Consider the following 22,157-nt stretch of genomic DNA (forward strand, 5'->3'; position numbering starts at 1 on the left):
TTGGTATTGGTTCAGCGCAGCTGTTGGCGGCGCCAGGTTTTTGGGCTGACCCCCTGCCACTGACGGAAGGCGCGGCTAAAGGCGCTTTGTTCGGAGTAGCCGAGCAGCGCGGCGATCTCCCCGAGCGGCAGGTGCGGATCGCGCAGGTAACCCGTAGCCAACTGGCGGCGGGTTTCCTCCAGCAAGACGTGAAAGTTCAGGCCTTCGTTGGCGAGGTGACGCTGCAGGCTGCGCGGTGAGCGATGCAGGCGATTGGCCAAGTGTTCCAGGCTCGCCTCGCCGTTGCGCAGCAGCGGAATCAGCACCTGTTGGCACTGCTCCACCAAGGTGCTGCGCCGCTGTAGCAGGAAACGCTCGGCCTGGTCATCCATCAGCGCCAGCAGAGCGGGATCGGCTTGGCGCAGGGGCAACTCAAGGTACGCCAGGGGCAGCATCAGGCGCGTGCTGGGTTGCGCGAAGCGCACGGGGCCGCCGAAAAAGTTCTCGTAGGGGGCGAGGTCCGCGGGCGCTGGATTGACGAAATCCAGCCCCAGCACCGCCAGCGGTTGTTCGGTCATGTTGCGCGCCAGTTGCACCAGCGCGGCAAGGCCGGTTTCGTCCACCAGTTGGCCAGGACGGCCATGGGCGATGCGCCATTCCACCACCAGTCGGTCGTCTTCATGGCGCAACTGCACGGGGTTCACGTCGTAGACCAGCGCGTGATAGCGCTCCAGTCGTTGCAGGGCTTCACCCAGGGTGGTGCAGGCCAGAGCCGCGTAACCGACCACACCAAAATGGCGCGGGTTGATGCCTTCAGCGATGCGTAGCCCCAATGCCGGCACACCCAGGGCGGCATCGGCACGCTGCAACAGCTGTTGCCAGAGCTGCATGGGCAGCAGGCCCGTTTCGTTGACTGTCAACGGGCCGAGCAGGGCCTCGGCATCCAGCTCCTGGCGGGTCAGGAATTCATAAAGCAGCGGAGCATAACTGGCAGCGATTCGCATGGCGTACCGAGTGGCGTGTTTTGTCAAGAAGTTAGCCGGGTCGGTCAAGCCTGGCTAGAGGGCAGAGGCCATCATTAATGGAGGACTGACCGGAGGAATACCATGGAAATGCTTTCCAGTCTGTGGGCGACGGTGGATCTGCGCCGCGACGTGCTGCTGATTCTAACGCCGTTATTCGTCGCCACCCTGGCGGTGGAGTGGTTGGCCATGCGCAACCGTGGCGTCTATCGGTTGAGTGACTCCCTGGCCAGCATCGGCCTGGGCAGTCTTTACCTGGTGGTGGACGCTGTTCTGGTGGTGGCACTGGTGTTGCCGATTTACCACGCGGTGTACGGCCTGACGCCCTGGCGCCTGGAAATGACGCCGCTGATGTTCGGGCTGCTGTTTCTCGGCGTCGAATTGTGCTACTACCTGTTCCATCGCGCCAGCCACCGCATCCGCTGGTTCTGGGCCGCCCATGTGGTGCATCACAGCTCCGAGCAGATGAACATCACCACCTCTTCGCGCCAGAGTCTGTTCTATGGATTCTCTGGCAACTGGCTGTTTTACCTGCCGCTGGTGGTGCTGGGCTTCGCCCCGGAGTGGGTGCTCTTCATGCTGTCGGTCGATCTGGCCTACCAGTATTTCATCCATACCCAGGCTGTAGGCCGGCTGCCACGGCCGATCGAGTGGCTGTTCAATACGCCGTCTCATCACCGTGCCCACCACGGACGCAACCCGCAGTACATCGATCGCAATTACGGCGGCGTGCTGATTGTTTTCGACCGACTGTTCGGCACCTTCGTCGAAGAGCGCGAGAAGCCGGAATATGGCATCCCGCGTCAGCCGAAGGGTTTCAACCCACTGTGGCTGAATCTGCATGAGTGGGTGGATCTCGTGCGCGACATGACTCGGCCAGGACCGTTGTGGCTGCGGCTCAAGCACCTCTGGGCGCCGCCGGAGTGGGAACGGCCGGCCAGTGAGGCGGCGCAGCAGCCGATTGGGGTGCGCAGGACGGACGCGTGATGCCAACGACCCGATTCGAGCATCGCCTGCTTGGGATGCGATTGGACGGTTTGCCGACGATACTCCAGTGACCCGTTACTGTGTCGCTGGAGGTACTCATGGAACTGTCGGTGCATCCTTTCCACAGCCTGTTCGAACAGTTGGGCCTGCCCAACGATAACGACTCGATTCGCCAGTTCATCGAGCAGCATTCGCCCTTGCCCGAAAACGTCCTGCTCGCCGATGCGCCATTTTGGACGCCAGCCCAGGCGGCTTTCCTGCGCGAAGAAATTCTCGATGACGCCGACTGGGCGGTGGTAGTCGACAATCTCAACGTCGCGCTGCGTAAGCCGGACCCCTCTGGGGCGGGGTATTGAGCCAACAGCATGCGGCGCCAACAGTCCGACGGCGACGATATTTTGGCTTCGGCAGACCAGCCAAAGGCGCTCCGTTATGGTGCGCCTGTGGTTAAACGGTCATGTTCGTGGTGTTTTATGGTGCAGGCGAGCTGCCGGTCGCGCTGCGAGGTGCGACTTGCGCTGTAAATGTGTCGGCAAGCTGTTTGCATGCCTCAAAGAGTTGTATGCAATGCCTTTTTTCTCAAGGACGAGTTGGCTTGTATCCGCAGCCTTATCTGCTTTATCACGAGAAGAATAAACATGCATAGAGTTTCACCCACACGCCTGCGTGAGGCCTTTCGCGCCCTATTGAAGTCGGACGCCTGTTATCACTGCGCGTCCGTCTTTGATCCCATGTCCGCCCGCATGGCCGGTGACCTCGGGTTCGAGGCGGGCATTCTGGGTGGCTCAGTGGCCTCCCTTGAGGTGCTGGGCGCCCCGGATATCGCGTTGATTACCCTGACTGAATTCGTCGAACAGGCCACCCGTATTGGCCGGGTCGCCAGCCTGCCAGTGATCGCCGACGCCGACCACGGCTACGGCAATGCGCTCAACGTGATGCGCACGGTGACCGAGCTGGAGCATTGCGGTATCGCCGCGCTGACCATCGAAGACACGATTCTGCCGGCCCGCTTCGGCGGCAAGGCCGTTGACCTGATCGGCATCGACGAAGCCGTCGGCAAGTTGCGCGCGGCACTGGAGGCGCGTATCGATCCGACCTTCAGCATCCTGGCGCGCACCAATGCCGGCAGCGGCCTGGAAGAAACCATCGCCCGCGCCCAGGCCTACCAGGCCACCGGGGTCGATGGAATTTGCCTGGTCGGCATCGAGGATTTCGATCACCTGGAGCAGATCGCCCCACACATCGACGGCCCGTTGATGCTGATCACCTATGGCAACCCCAAGCTGCGCGACAGCGACCGCCTGGCGAGCCTCGGCGTGCGCATCGTGGTCGACGGTCACACCGCCTACTACGCCGCGCTCAAGGCGACCTACGACTGTCTGCGCGAACAGCGCCAGATCGCCACGGGCGAGCTCGGCCCCAAGGCCCTGGTCGCCAAGTATTCCGACGCTGACCAATATCGGGCCTGGGCCCGGGACTTTCTGCATCTCAAGGACTGAGCAGTCCACAAGGCCAGGAGTAGACCCGGCAGAAGAGTTGGCGGAGCGAGTGCGCGGGTTCGGCGCTCGCTCCGCCTTGCGGCCGGACCTGGGTGTCGGTCGAATCGGGTTGCCGCTGAGTTTGGTGCACTCGACTTTAGGTGAAGAACATCTCCGGGTCGGCTTTTGCCGATTGAATGCGTGATAGCCCTGGGCCACTATCACGCATAATAATAAAAATAAGGAATGGCCATGCGGCTGAACACTCCCATCACGGACCGTGAATGCAGCTTTCCGGCCGATCAACGGCTAATTTCAGCCACTGATACCCAAGGCACCCTCCATTACTGCAACGACGAATTCGTCCGTGTCAGCGGTTTTTCCCGCACGGAACTGTTGGGCAGTCCGCATAATATCGTTCGCCACCCAGACATGCCGGAAGCGGTGTTCGCCCACATGTGGAGCTATCTCAAGGATGGTCGGCCGTGGATGGGCATCATCAAGAATCGCTGCCGCAATGGTGATTTCTACTGGGTGAGCGCTTATGTAACGCCCATGCTCGAGGAGGGGCGTGTCGTCGGCTATGAATCGGTGCGGGTCAAGCCGGAAGCCGAGCAGGTGCGTCGGGCCATCGCACTGTATGCCAGCATGCAGGGCGGGGGCGCTCAAGTCAGATCGCAACGCCGCTGGAAACCCATGCTCGCGCCGTTACTGGCCTGTGTGCCGGCCTTGTTGGCCTGGCAACTGGGCGGGCCGGCCCTGGGGATGGGCGTGGCCTTGACCCTGCTGTTTTTGCTGCATGGCTGGCAAGCCTCCCGTCAGGCGCGCCTGCTCGATCAACTGCAGGCCAGCATGCAGGGTGCGTTCGACAGCGAACTGGCGGCTCGGGTCTTCAGCACGATGCACGGCCGACCGGCGCAGATGCAGATGGCGCTGATCAGCGAACAAGCGCGTCAGCGGACCTTGCTCAGCCGTCTCGACGATTATGCCGACCAGGCCGCTGGGCTGGCCGAGCGCAGTGGTGGTTTGACCCGCGAGACCGAGGCCTGTCTGCAGGTCCAGCGCAGCGAAGCGCATCAGGCGGCGGTCGCCATGCAGGAAATGTCTGCGTCGATCGGCGAGGTGTCGGCCATGGTGCAGCGTTCGGCAAACGATGTCGGCCGCGTCAATACGCTGGCCGAGCAAGGCGCGGAGGAGGCGGAGAAGACCCATGGATTGATTGATCGGCTGGCGCAGCGTGTGGCGGGCATCAGCGATACGGTCGAGCGCCTGGCTCGGGAAACCCAGTCCATTGACCAGGCCGCGACAATGATCCGCAGTATTTCTGAACAGACCAACCTCTTGGCGCTTAATGCTGCCATCGAAGCGGCGCGAGCCGGCGATCAGGGCCGCGGCTTTGCGGTGGTGGCTGGTGAAGTACGGGAGCTGGCCTTGCGTACGCGCGAGGCCACCGAGGCGATACAGTCCGTTTTGAAAATCTTGCATACCGGTGCCGGTGAGGCGGTGGCCATTGCCCGCAGCGGTCGCACGGAAGCTGACGCGGGGCTGACCCAGGTAGTTGCCGCACAGCGGGCGCTGCACGACATTCGTCAGGCGATGGGCAGTCTCCGCGACATGGGTTTGCAGATGGCGACCGCGACTGAAGAGCAAACGCGTGTCGTGGAGGAGGTGGCGCGGCAGATCGGCACCATCGCTCAATCCGCCGAAAACAACGCAGCGCTGGCGGTGGAATCCGCCCAGGCCGGGCACGAGCTGGCCGACACCGCGCGCGCCATGCATGCGTTGGTGGAACGCTTTAATCGATAGATGACGTTCCGATGCGTGGCCAGAGTTTTCTGGCCATGCAAAACGGTGGTGGCGCTCGCAGTCTAGGCGTCTTGAAGACCTGATGGGGTACACTGCGCCCCCCCGCTCGTAGCCACAGATCCCGTCATGTCGCGCCCCTCACGTCCCGCTGCTTCCCGTCGTCCCGCCAAGCCCGCACCACGCCGGGTGGCCAAGGCGCCGCCAGCTGAGCCGCGATTGATCCTGCTCAACAAGCCATTCGACGTGCTGACCCAGTTCAACGACGATCAAGGCCGCGCCACACTCAAGGACTTCGTGCCGGTGCCGGGTGTCTATCCGGCGGGGCGACTGGATCGTGACAGTGAGGGCCTGTTGCTGCTGACCAACGATGGACGCCTGCAGGCGCGCATCGCCGACCCGAAACACAAGCTGGCGAAAACCTACTGGGTGCAAGTGGAAGGCGAGCCGAGCGAGGAGCAGCTGCAGCGTCTGCGCGACGGTGTGACATTGAACGATGGGCCGACTCTGCCGGCTGAAGCGCGGCAGATCGAGACGCCGCATTTGTGGGAGCGCCATCCGCCGGTGCGTTTTCGCCAGAGCATTCCCACCGCCTGGCTGGAGCTGGTGATTCGCGAAGGGCGCAACCGTCAGGTACGGCGCATGACCGCCGCCGTGGGCTTGCCGACGCTACGCCTGGTGCGGGTACGCATCGGCCCTTGGGAACTGGAGGGCTTGCAGCCCGGCGAGTGGCGAGAAGTGCCGGCGCAGCTGAGTCGCAACTGAAAGCAGCGGTCTGTCAGGTCTCCAGCATCAACTCGAGAACGTAGCTGATCATCGGCTTGGCCAGAAAGGCGAACAGGCACAGGCCCAGTCCCAGGAACAGGATGGCGGTGCCCAGGCGGCCGGCTTTGGAAGTCTTGGCCAAGTCCCAGATGATGAAGAACATGAACAGAATCAGCCCGCCAACCAGGACGTACATCATCAGGGCTTCGAACTGTTCGGTTTCCATGGGGACCTCGTATAGGGAATAGGATCGGGACGGCGCGGATTATACGCCTCTTGTTCAGCGCCGGGGCAGGCAGCCCCTCTGCCCGCCACCATGGGCTTGGGCATTCAGCCGCGCAAATGGTTGAGCGGCATCTCGGTGCTGCTCACCACCTGCTCGAGAACAAAACTGGAGCGCACGCTGGTCACCCCTTCAATACGTGTCAGCGTGCCGAGCAGGAATTTCTGATAGTGGTCCATGTCCGGTATCACTACCTTGAGTTGGTAGTCGGCATCCATGCCGGTCACGAGGCTGCATTCGAGCACCTCCGGGCACTGGCGGATGACCTCCTTGAAATGATCGAAACGTTCCGGCGTGTGCCGATCCATGCCGATCAGTACATGAGCGGTGAGGGACAGGCCGAGCTTCTTGCGGTCCAGCAGGGCAACCTGGCGCAGGATGTAGCCGTCGTCTTCCAATTGCTTGACGCGTCGCGAGCAGGGCGAGGGGGACAGGCCGATGCGTTCGGCCAGTTCCTGGTTGGAGATGCGCGCGTCGCGTTGCAGTTCGGCGAGGATGCGCAGGTCGTAGCGGTCGAGGGTACTCATGATGGGTCGGTCCTTGGGGCAAATTGCTCGAAATGGTGTGATATTCAACAAATATTGCGCAATAGACCGTTTGTCGCGCAAGGTTTGCAATCACTTTGTGCGGCCGAGGGCGTAAGCTTGTTCTCACATTCAAAGCCCGGACCGTCCAGCAGCGTGCCCAATCAGGCGCGCCGTAGCCACCGATCCTTACCGGATTAGATGTGGCAGCCGGGTGCGCATCGCCCAACCAGGTGAGCGGAACGAGCGGCGTTACCCACGCCCGAAGCGGACCAGGATTCCCAAAAAGGGAGGCCGGAGTCATTCCGGCCTCCCTTTTTGGGTTTTAGAGGCTGTGATTTAACGGCGCTAGACTTGTGCCGACTCTTGACCCACTTCCTCCGGGTCGGCATGCACCAGCACTTCGGCACGCGGGTACTGGCTGTGGATGGCTTGTTCTACTGCGACGCATAAGTCGTGGGCGCGGGACAGGGGCAGGTCGCCGGGCAGCTCCAGATGCAGCTGGACGAACCAGTGGGTGCCGGACACCCGGGTGCGCAGGTCGTGGGCACCAAGGACGCCGGGCACGGCGCACGCCAAGGCATGCATATGTTCGCTGATAGTCGGCGGCAGCTCTTCGTCCATCAGCACGGAGGCGGCTTCGCGAACGATGCTGTAGGCGCTCCACAGGATGTACAAGGCTATACCGACACCAAACAGCGCATCGGCGCGCTGCCAGCCTACGGCGGCGAGTATCAGGGCGAGCAGGATACTGGTATTGAGCAGCAGGTCGGAACGGTAGTGCAGCGAGTCGGCCTGGATGGCGGTTGAGCCGGTGATGCGTACCACGCGCCGCTGAAAACGCAGCAGCACGCCGGTCAGTACCAGTGACAGGACAATGACCGCGATGCCCAGGTGGGTGTGTTCCAGTGGCTGGGGATGCAGCAACCGGTCGATCGCCTGGCCGCCCACCAGCAGCGCGCTGGCGCCAATGAACAGCGCCTGGCCGAGACCGGCCAGGGCTTCGGCCTTCCCGTGACCGTAGCGGTGGTCATCATCAGCGGGTCGCAACGCGTACTGCACGGCCAACAGATTGAGCAGCGAGGCGGCGCCATCCAGCAGCGAGTCGGTCAGCCCCGCCAGCAAGCTGACCGAGCCACTCTGCCACCAGGCCAGCGCCTTGGCCGCCGCCAGGAACAGGGCGGTCGCCAGCGCGGCGCGGGTGGCCAGGCGCATCAGCCGGGCATGATCGTCACGTACGGCCATGGCAGCGCGAGCTCCTAACCTTACGCCGCCGGAGACAGGCCGTAGGCGGCCAGCTGTTCCGGGCCGCCGCGCGATTCGATCAGCCGCGGATGGTCCAAGGGCAGATCATGACCGGTAGCCTCGAGTATCAGCGCGCGCAGTTTGGCTTTGTCCACCTGGCCATCGGCATCAAGGGTGTCCTGCAGGGACTGCGGTGCCAGGGAGTAGGTGCCGTCCGGGAGGTAAATGGCGCCGGTGGCGAAGTCGACACCCAGGGCGATCAGCCCCGGCAACACATAGAACAGAATGCCGACGGCATCCAGAAGGAAGATCGCCGGATCGATCTTGCCATCGATCTGCCCGCGCCGCTCCGGATAAAACAGCGTGCCGCAGGCTGTGAGCTGGGTGAACAGGGCACCGGCCAGGGCACCGCATAACAGGCGAGAGGGAATACGCATGGAACCTCCAGGGCGAAGTGGCGCCACTCTATCGCAAGCGGCGCAACAATATCGGGATGCGGTCAAGATCCGCCAGTAATAGACCGGCGCGGAGCAAGGAAGGTTGTGCACAGGGTTGGCTCGCGCCGTCTCCTTTATAATCGCCGCCCCGAACACGAGCCCTGATCCATGCAGTCGTTACCCATCGATGCCGTATTGCCTAACCTGCGCGCCGCGCTGGCCACCCGAGACGAAACGGTACTGGAAGCGCCGCCCGGCGCCGGCAAGACCACACGCGTGCCACTGGCCTTGCTCGATGAACCCTGGCTGGCAGGGCAGAGCATCCTGATGCTCGAGCCGCGCCGGTTGGCTGCCCGTGCCGCCGCCGAGCGGCTGGCCAGCGAACTGGGCGAAGCGGTTGGCGAGACGGTGGGCTATCGCATTCGCCTGGACAGCAAGGTCGGGCCGCGCACGCGGATCGAGGTGGTCACCGAAGGGATTCTCACTCGCCGGCTGCAGAGCGATCCGGCGCTGGAAGGCGTTGGCCTGGTGATCTTCGATGAATTTCACGAACGCAGCCTGGATGCCGACCTGGCCCTGGCGCTGTGCCTGAACGGCCGCGCGCTGCTGCGCGACACGCCGCTGAAAATCCTGGTGATGTCCGCGACCCTGGAAGGCGAACGCCTGGCCAGACTGCTTGACGACGCGCCCATCGTGCGCAGCGAAGGGCGCATGTTCCCGGTGGCAATGCGCTGGAGTCGCGCAACCCAGCCTGGCGAATTCATCGAGCCGCGGGTGGTGTCCACCGTGTTGCAGGCGGTGGATGAAGAAAGCGGCAGCCTGTTGGTGTTTCTGCCGGGCCAGGCGGAAATTCGCCGAGTCGCCGAGCAGTTGGCCGACAGCCTGGCGGGTTACCCGGACGTGTTGCTCTGTCCGCTGCATGGCGAACTCGAATTGAGCGCCCAGCGCGCCGCCATCGAACCGGCGCCGGCCGGCAAGCGCAAAGTCGTGCTGGCCACCAATATTGCCGAAACCAGCCTGACCATCGACGGCGTGCGCGTGGTGATCGACGCCGGGCTGGCGCGGGTGCCGCGCTTTGATCCGGGCACCGGCATGACCCGCCTGGCGACCCAGCGCATCTCGCGGGCCAGCGCCACCCAGCGCGCCGGACGCGCCGGACGTCTGGAGCCGGGCGTGTGCTACCGGTTGTGGAGCGAAACCCAGCATGAGCAGCTGAGCGCCCATGACAGCCCGGAAATGCTCCAGGCCGATCTGGCCGGTCTGGCCCTGCAACTGGCGCGCTGGGGCGTTGCGCCACAGGAGTTGAGCTGGCTGGATGCCCCACCCGGCGCCGCGTATGCCCAGGCCCGCGAACTGCTGGCGCGCCTCGGCGCCTTCCAGGTCAACGGCAGCCTGAGCAGTCATGGCCAGGCGCTGGCCGAACTGCCGGCGCACCCGCGTATTGCCCATCTGTTATTACGTGGTCACGAATTGGGGTTGACGGAGCTGGCCTGCCAGCTGGCCGCGCTGCTGGGCGAGCGGGACATCGTTCGCGGCGCCGGCGCCGATCTGCACAGCCGCCTGGCGCTGTTGAGCGGCGAAGTGCGCGGCGGCAGTCGCGGCGGGTTGCAGCGCATTCGTCAGTTGGCCCGCCAATACCGGCAACAGCTGCGCGGCACGCCCGGCGAAGCCGTGGCCAACCCCGAGCATCCGCGCTGGCCCGGCGCGCTGCTGGCCTTTGCCTACCCGGATCGCGTCGCCCATCAGCGCCGCGCCGGGGGCGGTGATTACCGCCTGGCCAACGGCCGCGCCGCGCAGTTCGGCGAGCCGGATGCGCTGATGAAGCACGAGTGGCTAGTGATCGCCGACCTGGGCAGTCGTCAGGGCCAGCGCGAAGAACGCATCTACTTGGCCGCCGAGCTTGATCCGACGTTGTTTGAATCGGTGCTTGGCGAGCTGGTGAGCGATCAGAACGTGCTCGACTGGGACGAACGTGAAGGGGTGCTGCGCGCCGAGCGCCAGCGACGGATCGGCGAGCTGGTGCTCAGTCGCGAACCGTTGAGCGGTCTGGATGAGGCCGCGCGGGTGAGTGCCCTGGTCGAGCTGGTGCGCCGCAAGGGGCTGGAGCTGTTGCCCTGGACGCCTGAGCTGCGCCAGTGGCAGGCGCGGGTGATGCTGTTGCGCGGCCTGGACCTTGATCAAGGAGGGGAAAACCCGTGGCCGGATGTGTCCGATGCGGCGCTGCTGGCAAGCCTGGCGGACTGGCTGGGGCCATATCTGGGCAAGGTCAGCCGCCTCAGCCATTTCGCCAACCTCGATCTGTCATCGATCTTGCACAATCTGCTGCCCTGGCCGCTGCCGCAGCGCCTCGACGAACTGGCGCCCAAATCGCTGACGGTGCCCTCCGGCTCGCAGATCCGTATCGACTACAGCGAGTCGCCGCCGGTGCTGGCGGTGCGGCTGCAAGAGCTGTTCGGCCTGGCCGCCACGCCGCGTATCGCCGGGGGCCGGCTCGGCCTCAAGCTGCACCTGTTGTCGCCGGCGCGCCGCCCGGTGCAGGTCACCCAGGATCTGGCGAGCTTTTGGGCCAACACCTATGTCGAGGTGAAGAAAGACCTCAAGGGGCGTTATCCCAAGCATTATTGGCCCGACGATCCCCTGATCGCCGAACCCACGACGCGGGCCAAGCCGCGGCGGTAGGGGCTGAAGTCCCTACCTCGGGCCGAACCTTTTGCCCGGACACGCCCAGATCGGCGCGCCTACCATGCTTCGTGTCACCTACCAATGCCTTGTCTATGCTGCTGGCAAGCCAATAGCCGAGGTGGCGCGCATGTACCGCAAGGTGTTTGCCAGCAAGGTTTTCGAGCGCAAGGTGGTGCTGATTACCGGGGGTTGTTCGGGCATCGGCCGGGCGCTGGTGCTGCGTTTTGCTCAGGCGGGTGCGCGGCTGGTGATTGTGGATATCGACAGCGAAGGGCTGGAGGCGCTGCTCCAGTACTTGCGCGATCACCACAACTGCGATGCGGTGGGGCTGCACTGCGATGTCGCCGATGCCGGCGCGGTGGAGCGGGTGATGGCCCAGGTGCTGGAGCGCTGCGGCGGCATCGATGTGCTGATCAACAACGCCGGTATCACCCAGCGCAGCCGGTTTGCCGACACGCCGCGCGAGGTGTTCGAGCGCGTCATGGCCGTTAACTATTTCGGCGCGCTGTACTGCACCCAGGCGGCGTTGCCCAGCCTGCTGGCGCGGCGCGGGCAGATCATCGTCTTGAGCTCACTGTCCGGCTTCGTGCCGCTGCACTACCGAGCCGCCTATAACGCCAGCAAGCATGCCCTGCACGGTTTGTTCGACACCTTGCGCCACGAGCTGGAAGGCTCCGGGGTCAATGTCATGCTGGTCTGCCCGGGTTTCACCGCCACCGACATGCACCGCAATGCCTTGGAAGGCGACGGCGCGGTCCAGGCGCAACCAGCATTGAGTATCGGCAAGGTGGCCTCGGCCCAGGATGTGGCCGAAGCGATCTACCGGGCAGCACTGAAACGTCGGAGCCTGCTGGTGCTGTCCAATGTGGGCTGGCGCGGCCAGCTGCTGGCGCGCTGGTTTCCCCGGCTGTTTGAGCGATTGGTATTGCCGGAACCGAGTCGTTTGCGCTGAGTCCGGCCCTCGTCAGTCCGCGCTGTTCACCGTTTCGCTGCAGACCATGAAGCAGCGAAACATCACCACGCCGGCAAACAACTGGCCCAGGCCGGTGACGCAGCCGAGCAGCACCTGTGGCGCGCCGGAAGATTCGCCAAGCCTGCCGAACAGCCAGGCCTCCAGGCTCCATACCGGAATGAGGATGCACAACTGCAGCAGCAGAATGGGCCAGAACTGTCCCGTGGTCAGGCGCAGGCTTTCCCGCAAGGCGGCCAGGGGTCGCAGGCCACGCAGCACCAAGAGGTATTCCGCGAACGCCAGTTTGACCATCAGCCACACGCCGGGCAGCACGAACAACGACACGCCGAGCATGATCAGCAGGCTGCTCAGCGCTGTGAGCAACGCCAGCGTTGGCCACAGGCGCAGGGCCATGTTCCAGAGTGCCGGCAAACCGGGCGCCAGTCCCCGGGTGCGCGTATCGAGGTAGAGAATCAGCGCGGCGCTGTAGAGCGGGTAGAACAGCAGGCCGCTGATCAGGTCTCCAGCGCCCTGCAATTGTGCGCTGTAATGCTCGGCCAGCAGCAGTTGGGTCAGGGTTTCCAGGATGATCAGGGGCAGGCAGAGCAGGGCAATGGTGCCCAGATGACGGCTGAAGAAATACCAGGCGTCACGCAGGATCGAAAGCGGGTTCATGTTGATTCGGGACCAGAAAACGAGGGCGGTACTGTAGCCCAGGCCGATGGGCCGCTCCAAATGCCTGGCAATGACGCATAATCCCCATGCCAGCCTTGGGAGGCCGATGTGAAGAAAATCGCGGTATTCGTCGATGTCCAGAATCTCTATTACACCGTGCGTCAGGCCTATGGCTGCCACTTCAACTACAGCGTGCTCATGCAACAACTGCGCACGCGGGGCGAGGTCGTCGAAGCCTACGCCTACGCCATTGAGCGTGGCGATGCCAAGCAGCAACAGTTCCAGCAGATCCTGCGCAATCTGGGCTTTACCGTGAAGCTCAAACCGTTTATCCAGCGCAGCGACGGCTCGGCCAAAGGCGACTGGGACGTGGGGATTACCATTGATGTGCTCGACGCCGCCAACCGCGTGGAGGAGATCGTGCTGGCGTCGGGCGATGGCGATTTCGACCTGCTACTCGATCGGGTGCGCGATTTTGGCGTCGAGGCCAGTGTCTATGGCGTGCCGGCCCTTACCGCGCAGTCGTTGGTTCGCGCCGCCACGCGCTTTGTGCCGATCGACGGCGAGCTGTTGCTGCGGGGCTGACACGCTGGCTGCATAGCTTTGTAGGGTGGATGCCGTTTTCCACCATGGCCCTGCTCGGTGGACAAGAAAAACGTCGTCCACCCTACCTGTTCGATTCGCCCTACTCCGACGGATTGACCCTTGCGGGCTGTTCGCGAATGCATTGTGTCTGGGCGCTTTCGGCTAAACTGTCGCCCCGTTTTTCCCGCCGGTTACCCTGCCCATGACCTTCGCCACCCTCGGCCTGATCGATCCGCTGTTGCGGACCCTGGACGCCCTCGATTACCGCACGCCCACGCCGGTGCAGAAAGAGGCGATTCCTGCCGTGCTCAAGGGGCGTGACCTGCTGGCCGCCGCGCAGACCGGTACTGGCAAGACCGCGGCCTTCGCGCTGCCGTTGTTGCAGCGCCTGACGATGGAAGGCCCACGGGTGACGAGCAATGCGGTGCGCGCGCTGGTACTCACGCCGACCCGCGAGCTGGCCGAGCAGGTGCAGCAAAGCATCCAGACTTATGGCCAGGACCTGCCGCTGCGCAGCTACGCGGTGTACGGCGGGGTCAGCATTAACCCGCAGATGATGGCGCTGCGCAAAGGCATCGATGTGCTGGTCGCCACACCGGGCCGGCTGCTGGACCTGTACCGGCAGAACGCAGTGAAATTCAACCAGCTGCAGGTACTGGTGCTCGACGAGGCTGACCGCATGCTTGACCTGGGTTTTTCCCAGGAGCTGGACGAGCTGTTTGCTGCCCTGCCGAAGAAGCGTCAGACGCTGCTGTTCTCCGCGACTTTTTCCGACGCGATCCGCCAGATGGCCAAGGAGCTGCTGCGCGACCCGCTGTCCATCGAGGTCAGCCCACGCAATGCCGCGGCCAAGAGCGTCAAGCAGTGGCTGATCCCGGTGGACAAGAAGCGCAAGGGTGAGCTGTTTTTGCACCTGCTGGCCGAGAAACGCTGGGGCCAGGTGCTGGTGTTCGCCAAGACCCGCAAGGGCGTCGATCAACTGGTCGAGGAGCTGCAGGCCGCCGGCATTGCCGCCGATGCCATCCACGGCGACAAGCCGCAACCGTCGCGCCTGCGCGCCCTGGAGCGTTTTAAAGCGGGTGAGATGCAGGTGCTGGTGGCCACCGATGTGGCCGCGCGCGGGCTGGATATTCACGACCTGCCGCAGGTGGTCAATTTCGACCTGCCCATCGTCGCCGAGGATTACGTGCACCGTATCGGCCGTACCGGCCGGGCCGGCGCCACGGGCGAGGCGATCTCGCTGGTAGCTGCCGATGAAGTTGATCAGCTGGCGGCGATTGAAACGCTGATCGGCCAGGTGCTGGTGCGTCATGACGAGCCGGATTTCATCCCCGACCACCGCGTGCCGCAGACCACCCTGGGCGGTCAGGTAGTGAAAAAACCGAAGAAGCCGAAAAAGCCCAAGGATGTCCCTGGCAAGGGCAAGATCCACTTGGGCAACTGGTTCGATGCCAGCGAGAAGCCCAACGCCACGCCGATCCGCAAGGTGCCGAGCCTGAGCGGTGGCGCAGCGGGCAAAAAGAAGCGTTGAGAGATCGGGAACGCTTAGGCCTGACCGGTCCCGGTAAATATCCCAGCCCCGCTTCTATTGACGCGCCACGAAAACGGCCGCTATCCCGAAGGATGGCGGCCGTTTTTTATCCGAGTTCAGCGAGTGGGTGGCGCTTAGCCCAGCGACTGCATCAGGATATAAGTCAGCGCACCGGCGCTGTAGCCGGTGAAGGCGAGCAGGCTGACACGCTTGACGTACCAAAAGAAACCGATTTTCTCCATGCCCATCGCGGCAACGCCGGCCGCCGAGCCAATGATCAGGGCACTACCGCCCGTTCCGGCGCAGTAGGCGAGGAACTCCCAGAACCGACCGTCGGTGACGAACTGGCTCGCCCAGCCCGCTTCTTCAGCGGCCGTGGCGGCGAGCATGCCATCACTGAACAGCGGGTACATCTTCATGGCGCCAGCCACCAGTGGCACGTTGTCCACCACGGCGGACAGCAGGCCGATGGCGTAGTTGATGGCAAAGATGTTGCCCAGGCTGTCACGCAACAGGCTGGCGACCTGAGTCAGGTGCCCAGCGGTGGCCAGGGCGGACACTGCCAGCAGGATGCCCAGGAAGAACAGGATGCTGGACATGTCGATGCGGTGCAGAACCCCGACCACTGACAGCGGATGCTTGAACTCGGGCTTCTTGTCACTGTGCAGGAGTTCGGTGACGACCCACATCACGCCCAGGCCGAACAGGATGCCCATGTACGGCGGCAGGCCGGTTACGGTCTTGAATATCGGCACGAACAGCAGGGCACCAATCCCCATGGCCAGCACCATATTGCGCTCGAATGCCGTGGTGGTGGGCGGTATGCGCTCCCCCAGGTGCGTTTGGGTGCGCGGGCGCGGTGCTTCACCACGTAAGCGGAAACTGAGGATCGTCAAGGGGACCAGCAGGCACACCAGGCTGGGGACGAACAGCTGGGTGATCACTCCGGTGGCGGTAATCTGGCCGCCGATCCACAGCATGGTGGTGGTCACGTCACCGATCGGCGACCAAGCGCCGCCGGCGTTGGCGGCGATTACCACGATGCCGACGTACAGCCAGCGCTCGGGACGGCCGCGTATCAGTTTGCGCAGCAACGAGACCATCACGATGGTTGTGGTCAGGTTGTCCAGCACAGCGGAGAGGAAGAAGGTCAGCAGGCCGACGATCCACAGCAGGGAAACCCGTTTGCGGGTGTGAATGCGGTCGGTGATCACCTTAAAGCCGCCATGGGCATCGATCAGTTCCACGATGGTCATCGCGCCCATCAGGAAGAACAGGATCTCAGAGATTTCACCCAAGTGATGGCGCAGCTCGCTGACCACCACAGCGGCAGAATTTGCCGGATCATTAGTGCCCGGTTCCAACAGCGGGAGCAACTGATCGGCTCCCAGTACGAGCACGGCCCAGGTGAGCGCTGCGGTGAGAATCGCAGAAGCAGCTTTATCGAGCTTCAAGGGGTGTTCGAGCGCGATGCACAAATAGCCAACTACGAAGATGGCCGCCATCAGGACGTACATGGACATGACTCTCCAAAGATGAGGAAGCTGCTAGGGAATGGCACGAGCGAGGGCGTGGCCTGGCTGGATCCGCAAGCGGACGGCATGATAGCAGGGTGCCATTCACCTTACGTATAGATTGTCTACTGCCAAAGAGGGTGGGGGATTGTCGCGGGTCAAGATTGCTGCCAGAGCGGGCCGGATCGCGTTGCACGATCCGGCCCGGTGCAGATCAGAGGCTGGCGATACGTCCGCGCTGTTCGGCCAGCTTGGCCAGCGCCTGTTCGGCTTCGGCGAGCTTGGCGCGTTCTTTCTCGATCACCTCAGCCGGGGCCTTGTCGACGAAGCTGGCATTGGACAGCTTGCCGCCGACGCGCTTGACCTCGCCCTCCAGGCGGCCAATTTCCTTGTCCAGGCGGGCCAGTTCGGCGTCCTTGTCGATCAGCCCGGCCATCGGCACCAGCACCTGCATGTCGCCGACCAGCGCGGTGGCGGCCAGCGGCGCGACGGCACCGGCGTCCAGCACGCGGATCGATTCGAACTTGGCCAGCTTGGCCAGTAGCGGTTCGAAGTCGGCCAGGCGGCGCAGGTCATCGGCGTTGGCGTTGGCGAGGATCACGTCGATGCGCTTGGCCATGGAGATGTTCATCTCGCCACGGATCTGCCGCACGCCGAGCATCAGTGTCTTCACCCAGTCGATGTCGGCCTCGGCGGCGGCATCGACCTTGGCGCTTTCGGCTTCCGGCCAGGGTTGCAGCATGATGGTGTCACCGGACGTGCCGGCCAGCGTCTTGATGCGCTGCCAGATTTCCTCGGTGATGAACGGCATGAACGGGTGGGCCAGGCGCAGGATGGCCTCCAGCACGCGCACCAGGGTGCGACGGGTGCCGCGCTGGCGTTCAATGCTGGCGTTCTCGTCCCAGAGCACCGGCTTGACCAGCTCCAGGTACCAGGCGCAGTACTCGTCCCAGACGAACTCATAGAGCGCCTGGGCCGCCAGGTCGAAGCGGAAGTTGTCCAGTTGGCGGGTGACTTCGGATTCGGTGCGCTGCAGTGCGGAGACGATCCAGCGATCCACCGCCGACAGGTCAACGGGCTCCTCGTTGACGCCGGTGTCCTTGCCGTCGGTGTTTTCCAGCACGAAGTTGGTGGCGTTCCACAGCTTGTTGCAGAAGTTGCGGTAGCCTTCGACGCGGCCCATGTCGAACTTGATGTCGCGGCCGGTGGACGCCAGCGAGCAGAAGGTGAAGCGCAGGGCGTCGGTGCCATAGCTGGCAATGCCGTCGGGGAACTCGGCGCGGGTCTGCTTGGCGATCTTTTCCGCCAGCTTGGGCTGCATCATGCCGCTGGTGCGTTTCTGTACCAGGGTTTCCAGGTCGATGCCGTCGACGATGTCCAGCGGGTCGAGCACGTTGCCCTTGGACTTGGACATCTTCTGGCCCTGGCCATCGCGCACCAGGCCATGGACGTAGACGGTCTTGAAGGGGATCTCACCCATCAGGTGGGTGGACAGCATGATCATCCGGGCAACCCAGAAGAAGATGATGTCGAAGCCGGTGACCAGCACGTCGGTGGGGTGGAAGGTTTTCAGGAAGTCGGTCTGCTGCGGCCAGCCCAGGGTGGAGAAGGTCCACAGGCCGGAGCTGAACCAGGTGTCCAGTACGTCTTCGTCCTGACGCAACGCTTCGTCGCTGCGAATGTTGTGCTTGGCGCGCACTTCATCTTCGTCGCGGCCGACGTAGACGTTGCCGGCTTCGTCGTACCAGGCCGGGATGCGGTGGCCCCACCACAGCTGGCGGCTGATGCACCAGTCCTGGATGTCGCGCATCCAGCTGAAGTACATGTTTTCGTACTGCTTGGGCACGAACTGGATTTCGCCGCTTTCCACCACCTTGATGGCTTTTTCGGCCAGCGGCTTGGTGGAAACGTACCACTGGTCGGTCAGCCAGGGCTCGATGACGGTGCCGGAGCGGTCGCCCTTGGGCACTTTCAGCGCGTGGTCGTCGACCTTTTCCAGGAGGCCCATGGATTCGAATTCGGCGACGATGGACTTGCGTGCGGCAAAGCGGTCCATGCCGGCGTAGCTGCCGGGCAGGCTGGTGTCGACGTGGTCGTTGACGCTGCCGTCGATGTTGAACACCTGGGCCTGGGCCAGCACGGCGGCATTCTTGTCGAAGATGTTGATCAGCGGCAGGCGGTGGCGCTTGCCCACTTCGTAGTCGTTGAAGTCGTGGGCCGGGGTGATCTTCACGCAGCCGGTGCCGAACTCGCGGTCGACGTACTCGTCGGCGACGATGGGAATCAGGCGATTGACCAGCGGCAGCAGCACATGGCGACCGATCAGGCCACTGTAGCGCTCATCTTCCGGGTGCACGGCGACGGCGGCGTCGCCCAGCATGGTTTCCGGGCGGGTGGTGGCGACGACCAGGTAGTCCAGGCCGTCGGCGGTCTTGGCGTCATCAGCCAGCGGGTAGCGCATATTCCACAGGTGACCCTTCTCGTCGTGGTTTTCCACTTCGAGGTCGGAAATCGCCGTGTGCAGCTTGGTGTCCCAGTTGACCAGGCGCTTGCCGCGGTAGATCAGGCCGTCTTCGTGCAGACGCACGAAGGCTTCCTTGACCGCTTCGGACAGACCTTCGTCCATGGTGAAACGTTCGCGCGACCAGTCCACGGAGGAACCGAGGCGACGGATCTGGCGAGTGATGTTGCCGCCGGATTCTTCCTTCCATTCCCAGACCTTGTCCAAGAACTTGGCGCGGCCAAGATCGTGGCGGCTGAGGTTTTGCGCGGCCAGTTGACGCTCCACCACCATCTGCGTGGCAATGCCCGCGTGGTCGGTGCCCGGCTGCCACAGGGTGTTGCGGCCCTGCATGCGGCGGAAACGGATCAGCGCGTCCATGATCGCGTTGTTGAAACCGTGGCCCATGTGCAGGCTGCCCGTCACGTTCGGCGGCGGCAGGGCAATGGTGTAGGACTCGCCGCTACCCTGCGGGGCGAAGTAGTTCTTGGCCTCCCATTCGGAGTACCAACGGGATTCAATGGCGTGCGGCTGGTAGGTCTTGTCCATGCGGCGGGACCCTTAACGGCTGATCGGGGAAAAACCGGGGAGTATAAAGGCAAACCGCGCTGTTGAGTGGATTGGCTGGGGGCCGAGGCGCGGAGCCGGGCGCGTGGAGCGTCTGTAGGGTGGACAACGTTTTTATTGTCCACCGAGCGGGGGTGGTGGATGTGAAAAGCGACATCCACCCTACGAAACTGGCTGATGTGCTCATGCCGGGGGCTGCGGCTGTCAGGGCTTGGGTGTACGAATCAGGTGCGCCATGCGCTCCTTGAGGCGCCGCTTGAACTCGAATTCGATTTTGGGCATGTACTCGCGGACCACTTCCTGCAGCACCAGGTCGGCGGCGGCGCGCAGTTCGTCATTGTCGCGGCGTTCGGCGGGCGGCCTTGGCGAGGTGGGTGCGGCCGGGGTTTTGCCGGGTAGGGCATCGGCCGTGCGAGGCGGGGCGGCGGGCGGCGTCTTGGCCGGTCCAACAACATCCGAGAGCAGGGGAATGGTGTCGCTATCCAGGACATCGGTCAGCAGCGGAGGCTCGGTATTTTTATCATCGAGCAGGTCGCGGATCGATTCCAGATCATCGAGAAGGGGCGCGGGGCGATGCGGCGGCTTGCGGTCCATGGGCGTTCCGGCGGGATCAGAGTTCGACACGTTGGGGAGAATAGTCGCGCCGGCGGTATTCGCGAAAGTTGTCGCGGCACAGGGTGAGCAGTTCCGGGGCCTGGTTGACGATTTCGATGACCCGGCTGAACTGGTCGAGATGGGCAGACAGCTGCGGGTGCAGGTTGATCAGCAGACCCTGGTTGGTGGCGGGCGGCGAGTCGATGCCGATCACGACAGGCGCGTGCGGATTGTCGTCGTACAGGTCGTGGGGCACGAAGCTGGCATCGCGAAAGTGCCAGAGCAGGTCGTCCAGCGTGGCGCAGGTCGCGTCGTCCGCGCAGCGCATGAATACCGGCAGTCCCGCTTGCCACGCCTTGCGCGCCAGCTGGCAGGCGGCGCTCAGGCGGCGCTCAGGGCTGGTGTCGGGAAGCACGTAGAACTCGATGCGGGGCATGCTGTTTCCGGTAAGTGAAGTGGTGAGACGTGGCCCTGGTGCCCGCGCGGGGCGGACACCAGGGTCGCAACTATTGAATGGCCAGGTGGCGCATTCAGGCTCCGCTGCGCTCCAGCAGGTACTGGGTCAGCAGGGGCACCGGGCGACCGGTAGCGCCTTTGTCCTTGCCGCCACTGATCCAGGCGGTGCCGGCGATATCCAGGTGCGCCCACGACAGCTTCTTGGTGAAGCGCGCCAGGAAGCAGGCGGCGGTGATGGTACCGGCAGGACGCCCGCCAATGTTGGCGATATCGGCGAACGGGCTGTCCAGCTGTTCCTGGTAGTCATCGAACAGCGGCAGTTGCCAGGCGCGGTCGTCGGCGGCGACGCCAGCGCTCAACAGTTGCTGCATCAGCGCGTCGTCATTGCCCAGCAGGCCCGAGGTCTGATGACCCAGGGCGATGATGCAGGCGCCGGTCAGGGTGGCGATGTCGATCACGGCGCGCGGCTTGAAACGCTCGACGTAGGTCAGTGCATCGCACAGCACCAGACGGCCTTCGGCGTCGGTGTTGAGGATTTCCACGGTCTGCCCGCTCATCGTGGTGACGATGTCGCCAGGACGGGTGGCACCGCCGCTGGGCATGTTTTCCGCGCAGGCCAGCACGCCCACCAGGTTGATCGGCAGTTGCAGTTCCAGCACGGCGCGGAAGGTGCCGAGCACGCTGGCGGCGCCGCACATGTCGTATTTCATTTCATCCATGCCGGCGCCGGGCTTGAGGCTGATGCCGCCGGTGTCGAAGGTGATGCCCTTGCCCACCAGGGCGTAGGGCTGCTCGCTCTTCTTAGCGCCCTGGTAGTTGAGGACGATCAGGCGCGGCGGCTGGTCGCTGCCCTGAGCCACGGCGAGGAACGCGCCCATGCCGAGTTCCTTGAGCTGCTTTTCATCCAGCACCTCGACCTTGAGGCCCTTGTGCTCCTTGGCCAGCGCCTTGGCTTGTTCGGCGAGGTGAATCGGATGGCACAGGTTCGGCGGCAGGTTGCCCAGGTCGCGGGTCAGCGCCATGCCGGCGGCGATGGCCTGGCCCTGGCTGACGGCACGTTCGATATCGGCCTGGCGCGTTTTGTCGGTGAGCAGGGCGATTTTCTGCAGCTTGCCCGGCTTGGCTTTTTCGCTCTTGAAGCGGTCGAAGACATAACCGCCATCGGCCAGGCACTCCACCGCCAGGCGCGCGCGCCCATAGGCGTCACGGTCCTTGACTGTTACATCATCCAGGGCCAGGGTGGCATCGTTGCCACCGAGCTGCTTGAGTGCGCCGAGGGTGGCGCCGAGCAACGTGCGGAACTGCTTCGGGCTGAGGGAGTCTTCCTTGCCTCGGCCTACCAGCAGGATACGTTCGGCCTTCAGGTTGGGCAGCCCCTGCAGCAACAGGGTCTGGCCCAGCTTGCCGCTCATGTCGCCGCGCTTGAGTACCGCGCTCAGGGCGCCTTCGGTGAGGGTATCGACCGCCTGAGCCTGTTCGCCCAGTGGGCGCCCTTCGCCGATGGTGAGCACCAGGGTGGCGGTTTTCAAGGTTTCCGGACGGGCGTTTTTGACAAGGAATTCCATGCAGTGGTGTCCC

At 63.9% G+C, this 22,157-nt stretch carries 20 protein-coding genes; 9 read left to right on the top strand and 11 right to left on the bottom strand.

Features of this window, described 5'->3' with window-relative positions:
• Nucleotides 1-11 precede the first annotated feature (11 nt).
• The gene (locus tag ACTV8E_RS12740) at nt 12-983 is read right to left on the bottom strand and encodes an AraC family transcriptional regulator (protein WP_273536569.1); all 972 of its coding nucleotides are present in this window, start codon (nt 981-983) and stop codon (nt 12-14) included.
• A 102-nt stretch (nt 984-1,085) separates the two neighbouring features.
• Between ACTV8E_RS12740 and ACTV8E_RS12745 the strand changes: the two genes are divergently transcribed.
• From ACTV8E_RS12745 to ACTV8E_RS12765, 5 genes are all read left to right on the top strand, one after another.
• Complete coding sequence (locus tag ACTV8E_RS12745; protein ID WP_273536570.1) at nt 1,086-1,988, top strand: sterol desaturase family protein; 903 nt, start codon at nt 1,086-1,088, stop codon at nt 1,986-1,988.
• A 98-nt stretch (nt 1,989-2,086) separates the two neighbouring features.
• Complete coding sequence (locus tag ACTV8E_RS12750; RefSeq protein ID WP_251834811.1) at nt 2,087-2,344, top strand: DUF2789 domain-containing protein; 258 nt, start codon at nt 2,087-2,089, stop codon at nt 2,342-2,344.
• A 282-nt stretch (nt 2,345-2,626) separates the two neighbouring features.
• The gene (locus ACTV8E_RS12755; RefSeq protein ID WP_251834812.1) at nt 2,627-3,487 is read left to right on the top strand and encodes an isocitrate lyase/PEP mutase family protein; all 861 of its coding nucleotides are present in this window, start codon (nt 2,627-2,629) and stop codon (nt 3,485-3,487) included.
• A gap of 231 nt (nt 3,488-3,718) precedes the next feature.
• The gene (locus ACTV8E_RS12760; protein WP_443199724.1) at nt 3,719-5,272 is read left to right on the top strand and encodes a methyl-accepting chemotaxis protein; all 1,554 of its coding nucleotides are present in this window, start codon (nt 3,719-3,721) and stop codon (nt 5,270-5,272) included.
• A gap of 186 nt (nt 5,273-5,458) precedes the next feature.
• A complete protein-coding gene (locus ACTV8E_RS12765; protein ID WP_273537313.1) occupies nt 5,459-6,034 on the top strand; it encodes a pseudouridine synthase in 576 nt (191 codons plus the stop codon).
• 13 nt (nt 6,035-6,047) lie between these two features.
• Here the strand turns inward: ACTV8E_RS12765 and ACTV8E_RS12770 are convergent, their stop codons facing one another.
• From ACTV8E_RS12770 to ACTV8E_RS12785, 4 genes are all read right to left on the bottom strand, one after another.
• Nucleotides 6,048-6,260 (bottom strand): DUF2788 domain-containing protein, encoded by a 213-nt coding sequence (locus ACTV8E_RS12770; protein WP_251834813.1) that lies wholly within the window; start codon nt 6,258-6,260, stop codon nt 6,048-6,050.
• Nucleotides 6,261-6,364: 104 nt separating this feature from the next.
• Nucleotides 6,365-6,844: an Lrp/AsnC family transcriptional regulator gene (locus ACTV8E_RS12775; protein WP_273536572.1), complete on the bottom strand. Its 480-nt coding sequence runs from the start codon at nt 6,842-6,844 to the stop codon at nt 6,365-6,367.
• Nucleotides 6,845-7,189: 345 nt separating this feature from the next.
• Nucleotides 7,190-8,086, bottom strand: coding sequence for a cation diffusion facilitator family transporter (locus ACTV8E_RS12780; RefSeq protein WP_443199725.1), 897 nt, complete (start codon nt 8,084-8,086; stop codon nt 7,190-7,192).
• Between the two features lie 20 nt (nt 8,087-8,106).
• Entirely contained in the window at nt 8,107-8,523 is a 417-nt protein-coding gene (locus ACTV8E_RS12785) for a polyribonucleotide nucleotidyltransferase (RefSeq protein ID WP_443199726.1), read from the bottom strand.
• Nucleotides 8,524-8,691: 168 nt separating this feature from the next.
• Between ACTV8E_RS12785 and hrpB the strand changes: the two genes are divergently transcribed.
• Together hrpB and ACTV8E_RS12795 are read left to right on the top strand one after the other, a co-directional pair.
• Nucleotides 8,692-11,202 (top strand): ATP-dependent helicase HrpB, encoded by a 2,511-nt coding sequence (gene hrpB, locus ACTV8E_RS12790; RefSeq protein WP_443199727.1) that lies wholly within the window; start codon nt 8,692-8,694, stop codon nt 11,200-11,202.
• Nucleotides 11,203-11,332: 130 nt separating this feature from the next.
• Nucleotides 11,333-12,157 carry an SDR family oxidoreductase gene (locus ACTV8E_RS12795; protein WP_443199796.1) on the top strand — a complete coding sequence of 275 codons (825 nt, stop codon included), beginning with the start codon at nt 11,333-11,335 and terminating at the stop codon, nt 12,155-12,157.
• Between the two features lie 12 nt (nt 12,158-12,169).
• Here ACTV8E_RS12795 and ACTV8E_RS12800 read toward each other — a convergent pair whose 3' ends face one another.
• Nucleotides 12,170-12,832, bottom strand: a complete 663-nt coding sequence (locus tag ACTV8E_RS12800; protein WP_443199728.1) for a hypothetical protein — start codon at nt 12,830-12,832, stop codon at nt 12,170-12,172.
• A 108-nt stretch (nt 12,833-12,940) separates the two neighbouring features.
• Here ACTV8E_RS12800 and ACTV8E_RS12805 point away from each other — a divergent pair, with 108 nt between their 5' ends.
• Both ACTV8E_RS12805 and ACTV8E_RS12810 read left to right on the top strand, forming a co-directional pair.
• Nucleotides 12,941-13,417: a LabA-like NYN domain-containing protein gene (locus ACTV8E_RS12805; protein WP_273536578.1), complete on the top strand. Its 477-nt coding sequence runs from the start codon at nt 12,941-12,943 to the stop codon at nt 13,415-13,417.
• A 202-nt stretch (nt 13,418-13,619) separates the two neighbouring features.
• Nucleotides 13,620-14,948, top strand: a complete 1,329-nt coding sequence (locus ACTV8E_RS12810; protein ID WP_443199729.1) for a DEAD/DEAH box helicase — start codon at nt 13,620-13,622, stop codon at nt 14,946-14,948.
• 134 nt (nt 14,949-15,082) lie between these two features.
• Here ACTV8E_RS12810 and nhaD read toward each other — a convergent pair whose 3' ends face one another.
• The 5 genes from nhaD to ACTV8E_RS12835 all read right to left on the bottom strand — a co-directional run bounded on the left by nhaD (nt 15,083) and on the right by ACTV8E_RS12835 (nt 22,144).
• The gene (nhaD, locus tag ACTV8E_RS12815; protein WP_251835347.1) at nt 15,083-16,465 is read right to left on the bottom strand and encodes a sodium:proton antiporter NhaD; all 1,383 of its coding nucleotides are present in this window, start codon (nt 16,463-16,465) and stop codon (nt 15,083-15,085) included.
• Nucleotides 16,466-16,676: 211 nt separating this feature from the next.
• Nucleotides 16,677-19,511, bottom strand: coding sequence for a valine--tRNA ligase (locus tag ACTV8E_RS12820; protein ID WP_443199730.1), 2,835 nt, complete (start codon nt 19,509-19,511; stop codon nt 16,677-16,679).
• Nucleotides 19,512-19,733: 222 nt separating this feature from the next.
• Nucleotides 19,734-20,123, bottom strand: a complete 390-nt coding sequence (locus ACTV8E_RS12825) for a DNA polymerase III subunit chi (RefSeq protein WP_443199731.1) — start codon at nt 20,121-20,123, stop codon at nt 19,734-19,736.
• Nucleotides 20,124-20,139: 16 nt separating this feature from the next.
• Nucleotides 20,140-20,559: a DNA polymerase III subunit chi gene (locus ACTV8E_RS12830; protein ID WP_443199732.1), complete on the bottom strand. Its 420-nt coding sequence runs from the start codon at nt 20,557-20,559 to the stop codon at nt 20,140-20,142.
• Nucleotides 20,560-20,653: 94 nt separating this feature from the next.
• The gene (locus ACTV8E_RS12835) at nt 20,654-22,144 is read right to left on the bottom strand and encodes a leucyl aminopeptidase (RefSeq protein WP_443199733.1); all 1,491 of its coding nucleotides are present in this window, start codon (nt 22,142-22,144) and stop codon (nt 20,654-20,656) included.
• Between the last annotated feature and the right edge of the window lie 13 nt (nt 22,145-22,157).

This window comes from Pseudomonas sp. B392_1p, from assembly GCF_052245235.1.
In the GTDB taxonomy this organism is placed as follows: Bacteria; Pseudomonadota; Gammaproteobacteria; order Pseudomonadales; family Pseudomonadaceae; genus Serpens; species Serpens gallinarum.

Bases quoted from the DNA above. Each gene is read 5' to 3' on its own strand.
- ACTV8E_RS12740 (WP_273536569.1), bottom strand. From the start codon at position 983: ATGCGAATCGCTGCCAGTTATGCTCCGCTGCTTTATGAATTCCTGACC.
- ACTV8E_RS12745 (WP_273536570.1), top strand. From the start codon at position 1,086: ATGGAAATGCTTTCCAGTCTGTGGGCGACGGTGGATCTGCGCCGCGAC.
- ACTV8E_RS12750 (WP_251834811.1), top strand. From the start codon at position 2,087: ATGGAACTGTCGGTGCATCCTTTCCACAGCCTGTTCGAACAGTTGGGC.
- ACTV8E_RS12755 (WP_251834812.1), top strand. From the start codon at position 2,627: ATGCATAGAGTTTCACCCACACGCCTGCGTGAGGCCTTTCGCGCCCTA.
- ACTV8E_RS12760 (WP_443199724.1), top strand. From the start codon at position 3,719: ATGCGGCTGAACACTCCCATCACGGACCGTGAATGCAGCTTTCCGGCC.
- ACTV8E_RS12770 (WP_251834813.1), bottom strand. From the start codon at position 6,260: ATGGAAACCGAACAGTTCGAAGCCCTGATGATGTACGTCCTGGTTGGC.
- ACTV8E_RS12775 (WP_273536572.1), bottom strand. From the start codon at position 6,844: ATGAGTACCCTCGACCGCTACGACCTGCGCATCCTCGCCGAACTGCAA.
- ACTV8E_RS12780 (WP_443199725.1), bottom strand. From the start codon at position 8,086: ATGGCCGTACGTGACGATCATGCCCGGCTGATGCGCCTGGCCACCCGC.
- ACTV8E_RS12785 (WP_443199726.1), bottom strand. From the start codon at position 8,523: ATGCGTATTCCCTCTCGCCTGTTATGCGGTGCCCTGGCCGGTGCCCTG.
- hrpB (WP_443199727.1), top strand. From the start codon at position 8,692: ATGCAGTCGTTACCCATCGATGCCGTATTGCCTAACCTGCGCGCCGCG.
- ACTV8E_RS12795 (WP_443199796.1), top strand. From the start codon at position 11,333: ATGTACCGCAAGGTGTTTGCCAGCAAGGTTTTCGAGCGCAAGGTGGTG.
- ACTV8E_RS12800 (WP_443199728.1), bottom strand. From the start codon at position 12,832: ATGAACCCGCTTTCGATCCTGCGTGACGCCTGGTATTTCTTCAGCCGT.
- ACTV8E_RS12810 (WP_443199729.1), top strand. From the start codon at position 13,620: ATGACCTTCGCCACCCTCGGCCTGATCGATCCGCTGTTGCGGACCCTG.
- nhaD (WP_251835347.1), bottom strand. From the start codon at position 16,465: ATGTACGTCCTGATGGCGGCCATCTTCGTAGTTGGCTATTTGTGCATC.
- ACTV8E_RS12820 (WP_443199730.1), bottom strand. From the start codon at position 19,511: ATGGACAAGACCTACCAGCCGCACGCCATTGAATCCCGTTGGTACTCC.
- ACTV8E_RS12825 (WP_443199731.1), bottom strand. From the start codon at position 20,123: ATGGACCGCAAGCCGCCGCATCGCCCCGCGCCCCTTCTCGATGATCTG.
- ACTV8E_RS12830 (WP_443199732.1), bottom strand. From the start codon at position 20,559: ATGCCCCGCATCGAGTTCTACGTGCTTCCCGACACCAGCCCTGAGCGC.
- ACTV8E_RS12835 (WP_443199733.1), bottom strand. From the start codon at position 22,144: ATGGAATTCCTTGTCAAAAACGCCCGTCCGGAAACCTTGAAAACCGCC.